We start from the raw sequence: 7,143 nt of genomic DNA, 5'->3' as shown, positions 1-7,143 counted from the left end.
ATAAGTTCAGTAGCTGCTTCGGTTTTGAATACTGGGAAGTAGCGCTGGTGAGACACCATCTCTGTGGTGACCACTTCTTGAGGTAAATTCAAGAATTCTGAGGAAAATTTACCCACTACTGCTGTCGGCCATTCCACTAAATTAGTGACTTCTTCCCATAACTCAGGGTACAGAGGGGTATAACCACCTAACTGTTTAGCCGCTGATTCTACTTGTGATTTGATTGTCTCGCGACGTGTTTCAGGCTTAACCTCTACATAACCATTGCGCAAACAGGACTGATAATCTGTAGCTTGGGGAATCTCTACCGGTTTGGGAGACAAGATCCGATGACCACTGGAAATGCGATCGCTTTTTATAATCTCGGCATTATTATCTAACTCTACCGGTAGCACTACATCATCTAAAAGTGTGACTAGCCAGCGAATGGGACGGGGAAACTTTAAATCTCCATTCGCCCAGCGCATGAACCGTCTCCCTTCCAATCCAAATATCCATTGGGGAATCAGTTCCGTTAGAATTTCCGTAGCGGGGCGACCGGATATCTGTTTCTGAACAAAGACAAATTCTCCTTTATCCGTATCTCTGAGGAATAGATTATCTACCTCTACCCCCTGTTTACGGGCAAACCCAAGTGCTGCTTTAGTAGGTTGGCCATCTTTAAACGCTGCCTTAGCTGGTGGTCCTTTAACCTCTTCTTCTCGATCGGGTTGCTTTTCAGGTAATCCTTTGATGATAACTGCTAAGCGGCGAGGGGTGCCGTAAATCTCAATTCCTTCTGGAGTAAGAAAGTACTCATCTAGGGTTTGGGGAATTCTCGATTGCCACTGTGCGATCGCACTATCGACAAAATCTGCGGGTAATTCTTCTGTACCAACTTCTAATAAAAATGTAGACATAGGGAACTGATTACTAATCAAAACCATAATCTTTAACTACCAATTCCCCCAGTGTACCTCTTGAGATTCTAGACCTGGTTATGATAGTTTTCACAAAAAAACCAGAGTTACAACGACTGTCGCCAAACTTTACCTCAAACACCCTTCTGGATTTATCTTCAGTAGTAGGGGCGTACGACGTGCGCCCCTAACGGTATAGTTATTGCTAAAGTCCTGAGTTACAAACCCTAGAGAAAAAACAGGTTTACTCAGAGCTACAACCGATTAGCTAAATCGTCACAAAGTTGCTAGCGCTGGCAATAGTGCCAACTTGTGCATTATTGACAACTGCTAAGACTTCACCGTTAGCAGAGATAGCCACAGTATCACTACTTTGGTTAAACGTCAAGTTACTGAAAGTCAAGGCACCAGACAGACCTAGCGACGTCTTACCAGCCTTAAAGTTAATGATAGTATCAGTTCCTTTGCGTGCTTCTAGGACAACAATATCCTGACCACCCCCAAGCCTGATCCTATCGTTGCCAAAGCCACCAACAACTAAATCATTACCAGTGCCAGTGTCTATGAGGTCATTACCGATACCCCCATAGACTGTGTTATTGCCTCCGGAGGAGAAGATCTGGTCATTACCAGTGCCGCCATAAATGGTGTCAGAATTGGAACCGCCGAAAATCAAGTCATCCCCAGCACCACCATAGAGAATGTTTACTCCCTCACTGCCAAAGATTCTGTCATTACCACCCTGACCGTAGATTGTGTCATTATCAGTAGTACCGAAAAGAGTTTCACCGTTGCTTTTGCCTAGAATTACTTCATCTTTCGGGACAACTCTTAAGTTATCCACTAGTAGCGCGGATTCCAATAACTCATCTTCTACATCCACCACTGCCATACCTACTATATAAGTGCCACCAGTTGGGAATTTGTAGGTAAAGGTATTGTAGTCTGTTTCCTCACGAAATCCTGTAGGAGACAGGAGAAATGAACTATTTGTATCTGCGAGGTTAGATAAAACGTTTGGGGTGATGGAGACAAAGGCAAAATCCTTGAAGGTGGAGTCAGGAGTAAGCTCATCAGTGAGGAAGTTAAAGTCGAAGCTCAAAACATCCCCAGCCTTGACTGTAATAGGTTTTAGCGTGAGAGCGGATCCTTCTTTGGCATCTCCATTGCCAAAACCATCGATAGTGCCTGGGTTCAACCCCAAGAAGTTTTCAATTTCGCTATCACTTACAGAACCGACATCATTAGTAATCAAAGCCTGAAATTTTCCCTGAGAAGGGATACTGCCAAATGCCGCTGTCTCAATGCTGGCATCGCCGATAGTGTTCCAATTTATGAAGTTGCCAGTCTCAAATCCCAAAATATTAGTCATCAGATTTTGTTTTTGGTAGAATAAATGATTGACACAAAAAGGTCATTGCAGACAAACAAATTTCGACTAAGCTCACCTCAAGGCATCATAAGTTGATACACCAGTTGATACACCAGTTGATACACCAGTTGATACACCCTAAATCAGACTCGTAAAATCGATAATTTTTTCGTAGCTTCCCCTATAAATCAACATTTAAATTTTGGAGTATTCCTGAAAAAATCAAATACCTTAAGGTGTCTTATTTTTTTACCCTGAATGTTTTTGATATTTTGCTTGACTTGACTATTTATCAATTTATCAATTCTTTTTTTAAAGAAAAATACTTTTATTTAAAGTATTCGTAAAGTTAAGACTAAACTTGTTCAAGTTTTAGTGAAAATTAAGGAATCACAGTTACCTAGGTAACGCCCATAAACTAGATACCATCAGTTATCTGCGGCATCTTCACAGATTTCAGGGATTGTAACACTGCCAAAGCCAGCAGCATCGAGTCATTCACAATAGGTTTGATTACTTGTATAGCGGTTTTAAATTTGGTGAGGTATACAATTTTGGGATTTTAGGGAACAGGAATCCCCCCTAATCCCAGGGCTGTTTCTTGCGTCCGACTAAAATGTGATAGGTATTTTTAACCTTAAAAAAACCCTCTCCCCAGCACCCCACCTCCCTTTCACCCGATTGACCTGACAATTTATTCCAAAGAAAGAATGAAAAAGCCCTGCTTACTAAGGGGGGTTAGGGGGGATTCCTCTTGCCTTTCCTTAAGGAAGTATGTTAACAAATCAAATAGAAATGCTATACTGCTAAACTAAAGAAAGATTTCCCCAAAAATTCAGGAGCCATGACTGTCACAATCACCCCAGCACATAGCCTGGAAGAATTTCTGAAGCTCCCAGAAACAAAGCCAGCTAGGGAATACATCAACGGCGAGATTGTCCAAAAGCCAATGCCGAAAGGAAAGCATAGTCGATTGCAGCTGAGGCTATGCAATAGTATCAACGAAAACACAGAAAGCCAGAAAATTGCTTATGCCTTCCCAGAGTTGCGCTGTAGTTTTGGCATAGGCTCTATTGTACCTGATATAGCGGTTTTCAAATGGTCACGAATTCCCTTTGATGCCGATGGGGAAGTTCCCAATGATTTTTTATTGCACCCCGATTGGACAATTGAAATCCTCTCTCCAGAACAGAGTTCAAATCGGGTAATTGGCAATATTCTCTATTGCTTACAACATGGTTGTCAGCTAGGTTGGTTAATTGATCCTGCTGATCGGTCTATTTTAGTGTTTCGACCGGGTCAACAACCAGAATTGTTACTAGGTAGCAATCACCCTTCTGTATTAGAGGATATTAACCTAGAATTAACAGTAGATCGGATTTTTGGTTGGCTGAAAATGTCAGGTAATTAGCTAAAGGTAAGCATTCAGCTAATGCGCTACGCCCACGCTACGCAAACAGCTTATGTGCTACGCACACGCTACGCGAACAGCTTATACGCTACGTCCCAACGTCGTTCGCACAGCGTGGCCAAAGGCCAAAGCCTGTGCCACGCTACGGGAATGGCTGACGGCTGACAGCTGATGGCTGAATGCTTATGAATGCTTATGATTTACTGAAGACACAAACCCCAAAATACCATTTACAAATTACCAAATTGTTGAAAGATCTAACACAAATCCTGGCAAAACATCTTCCCCAGACATAGTATCAGGATTGTTGAGAATTTCTACAGCTTGATGGGGACGATAAATTTCAGTCTTTCGCTGTTTTCGGTTAATCAACCAGCCAAGTCTTGCCCCGTTTTCCATGTATTCTCGCATTTTGGCACGGGTTTTTTCGAGGGAATCGCTAGGAGACATTAACTCAACTACGAAATCGGGACATATCGGGGCAAATCTTTCTTGTTCAACGGGGGTTAAAGCATCCCAGCGCTCTTGCTGAACCCAAGACGCATCAGGAGAGCGGTCTGCACCATTGGGAAGTGTAAACCCAGTGTTAGAGTCAAACACTTTACCCAGATTGTTCTGGCGACTCCAGGCTTTAAGTTGATAAATTAGATCAGCATTTCGTTCCCCTGTGGTGCTACCTGTAGGTGACATAATAATTAATTCTCCAGTCGCAGTGCGCTCAAATTTTAAGTCGCTGTTGTCGTGACACAGTTGCCAGAATTGTTCGTCCGTTAAGTCCAGTTTTAATTCTAGAGTAGGGGGTAAGGAGATAGTGGTAGTTTTCATGAAAACTGTCTATAGCACTACGCGCTACTGTTAGGACAATACTATGATAGAATAATGAATATCAGAATAATTGTAAATAGTCTGACAGGGGGACATAAAGCTTATAACGTACACAGTGCAAACTCTATAGCCCGCTCACCCTTCTTGTAATAATTGAGCCAACGACGGTTAATTTCCATGCATTTCGTCCACTATTTTTTGGCATAATCCCCTTAAGACAAGCCACGAATGCTGATGTAGGCCAACATAAAAAGCGGACGGTGCGCTTTCCAATGGGCGAGTAAATCGCCCTTGGGTCGCACCGCTATGTTGCCGTTGTCCACTTGATTGGGTTTCTGGTCTGACCACATATTTTTGAATTCCCATTCGCTTAATGTGTCGCCCTTGGAGAATCGCACTGGTATAGGCAATCGCCACAATAATCATCAGTTTTGATAGATACTCACCACTCAGCCAACGACCCTTCAAGACTATAGCCTCCCGACTTGAAATCTCGAAACATTGTCTTGATGCAGTCGCTCATGGTTTGAATTTACCGTAAGATAGGGTCGCCTTATTAAAAAATATTTAACCCTTTTCTGCATAACCTGCTAACTATAAAGGCTCCACTATCTAAGGTTTTGTCTCCGGGGGAAACCCCCAAGACCGCGCTGCATCGCTTCCTCTATTGAGAATCGTCTTTGGTAAGCTACAATAGCCGGTTCAACATCATCAAAGTTAGTCAAAATATACCAGGGTTCTTTCGTCTTAAATCCCTGGTAAGTCCGCTTCCACTTACAGGCTATATTAAACGTCCCAAATCCTTTTTGTTTCGTCACATGGCAGTCATTAATAAATAGTTTTACTCCTGGTTTAACTCCATAGTCTTTCAACTCCCGAGCCACCTCAGTATCCTGCCAAACAAGGGTATTATTTTTCTGTCTCAAACAAAAGTATGCACCCTCGAAGCTCAGCCAGTTGCCCAGTTTGGGTGAACAAAATTCCCGGTCTCCTAACACCACTACGCGCTTTGTTGGAGAGTAACCCAAGACTTAAGCGCCAAAACAGCCGTTTGCTCATCAAAGTTACTGCTGCCTTTTTTATCCAACAACTCCGGTGTAAATCGGCCAGGCACGATGATCATAGATCACGCTAACCATCAAGATATTAATCACCCCCCAACTGGTACGGTCATACGCTTTATATATCCTATCGTTCGGGTTAAACATCTCTTCTACCAGAGCACTTACGCAGGGAAACCAGATTGAAACAATATTGAACTGTTTGATGCGCAAAAACCGACGTAATTTCTGAAGGGCGACTTTCAAATAAAATAGGTAACGGCAGCGCTTCAGCTAACACTTCTAGTTTGACCTGTCTGAGCAATTGTAGGCTGGCAACGACTAAGATTAGTAACAAATACCTGGTGTGATGCAGCTTATTTTGTAGGATTTTCTGGTATGGCGCACGCTATCATTTTTGCTAGATAGGTCAGCATGACTATATTTGACCTATCTTTTTTTTCCTTCATCTGCTGTATCCCTTGCTACACAATGGCTATACCCGCTCTGTCCCCCCGTTAGGTAAATAGTATGCCTGCACCCTATAGTTACGATTTGCGTTCAAAAGCGATCGAAGCCGTTAAACGAGGAAAAAAAAAATAGAGGTAAGCCGTTTTTTTAAAATTAGTAGAAATACCTTTGACCTCTGGCTAAAAAAAGAAAGAGAAACAGGAGACTATCAAGCTAGTCAACCTGTAGGAGTAGGAACTGTCCCCAAAATTACCGACCTAGAAAAATTTCGAAAATTTGTCGAAGAACATAGTGACAAAACCCAAAAACAGATGGCTGAAATTTGGGGAAATAACGTGACACAACAAAATGTTAGTTATGCCATCAAAAAACTGGGGTTTACGCGCAAAAAAAAACTTATGGTTACCGAGAACGAGATGAGCATAAAAGAGAAGAATTTATCAAAAAGCTGGAGGAAATAGAAAACACCAGAAAAGTTTATGTAGATGAAGCTGGATTCGATAATAGAGAGGATTACCCCTATGGCTATAGTCTTAAAGGACAAAGATGTTATGCTCTGAAGTCGGTAAAAAGAACAGAAAGAGTGAGTTGGCTATCTGCCTTAAAAGAGAACCAATTATTGGCTCCTTTAACTTTTGAGGGTTCATGTAATAGAAATTTATTTGAAAATTGGTTAATACACTGTTTAATACCTAACTTAGATTCAGGAGATATTATTATTATTGACAATGCCAGTTTTCATAAAGGAGAATATATCAGAGAAATTGTTGAAGAAGCCGGATGCGAAATTTGGTATTTACCAGCTTATTCACCAGATTTGAATAAAATAGAGAATTGGTGGGCTGTTTTAAAAACATGGATGAAACAAAGAATTATTGAATTTGATACTGTACGAGAATGTGTAGATGCAGCGTTCAAAAAATGTCCTAATGTATGCGCGTAGTGCTATAACTCTTGAAAGTTGGTTTATTTTAATTCTAAGGGATGCCTTAAAAGTGAAATTAACGATTACGGCTTCTTCAGTAACTAGTAAGCTAAGTTAAATCTTAAAATAGGGAGTAGGGAGTAGTTTTTGAAGAGACTTAAAGGTTAAAGGGAGCCCATTTAAATGAAGACAGGCTTACA

General features: G+C 41.5%; 7 protein-coding genes and 1 pseudogene. 2 read left to right on the top strand and 6 right to left on the bottom strand.

Translation table 11 applies throughout. From position 1 onward, the window contains the following. Positions 1 to 899 (bottom strand): glycine--tRNA ligase subunit beta (glyS, locus tag F6J94_RS27225; protein ID WP_293046018.1); only part of this gene is annotated, 899 nt, incomplete at its 3' end. A 268-nt stretch (positions 900 to 1,167) separates the two neighbouring features. Beyond that, positions 1,168 to 2,271, bottom strand: a complete 1,104-nt coding sequence (locus tag F6J94_RS27220) for a calcium-binding protein (protein WP_293046015.1) — start codon at positions 2,269 to 2,271, stop codon at positions 1,168 to 1,170. 844 nt (positions 2,272 to 3,115) lie between these two features. Here F6J94_RS27220 and F6J94_RS27215 point away from each other — a divergent pair. Further along, entirely contained in the window at positions 3,116 to 3,682 is a 567-nt protein-coding gene (locus tag F6J94_RS27215) for a Uma2 family endonuclease (protein ID WP_293046012.1), read from the top strand. Positions 3,683 to 3,919: 237 nt separating this feature from the next. Here the strand turns inward: F6J94_RS27215 and F6J94_RS27210 are convergent, their stop codons facing one another. The 4 genes from F6J94_RS27210 to F6J94_RS27195 all read right to left on the bottom strand — a co-directional run bounded on the left by F6J94_RS27210 (position 3,920) and on the right by F6J94_RS27195 (position 5,814). After that, entirely contained in the window at positions 3,920 to 4,507 is a 588-nt protein-coding gene (locus tag F6J94_RS27210) for a Uma2 family endonuclease (protein ID WP_293022066.1), read from the bottom strand. A 168-nt stretch (positions 4,508 to 4,675) separates the two neighbouring features. Next, positions 4,676 to 4,975: a hypothetical protein gene (locus F6J94_RS27205; RefSeq protein ID WP_293046009.1), complete on the bottom strand. Its 300-nt coding sequence runs from the start codon at positions 4,973 to 4,975 to the stop codon at positions 4,676 to 4,678. Positions 4,976 to 5,115: 140 nt separating this feature from the next. Further along, on the bottom strand, positions 5,116 to 5,535 hold the full coding sequence (locus F6J94_RS27200) for a transposase (RefSeq protein ID WP_293022062.1): 420 nt from the start codon (positions 5,533 to 5,535) through the stop codon (positions 5,116 to 5,118). Positions 5,536 to 5,586: 51 nt separating this feature from the next. Continuing rightward, entirely contained in the window at positions 5,587 to 5,814 is a 228-nt protein-coding gene (locus F6J94_RS27195; RefSeq protein ID WP_293046006.1) for a hypothetical protein, read from the bottom strand. A 264-nt stretch (positions 5,815 to 6,078) separates the two neighbouring features. On the opposite strand from F6J94_RS27195, the pseudogene F6J94_RS27190 reads away from it, so the two are divergent. Further along, a pseudogene (locus F6J94_RS27190) lies at positions 6,079 to 6,961 on the top strand (IS630 family transposase). Positions 6,962 to 7,143 lie beyond the last annotated feature (182 nt).

The sequence above is a fragment of the Moorena sp. SIO1F2 genome (genome assembly GCF_010672755.1).
Classification (GTDB): Bacteria; Cyanobacteriota; Cyanobacteriia; order Cyanobacteriales; family Coleofasciculaceae; genus Moorena.
This window is presented reverse-complemented; position numbering and strand designations above follow the sequence as displayed.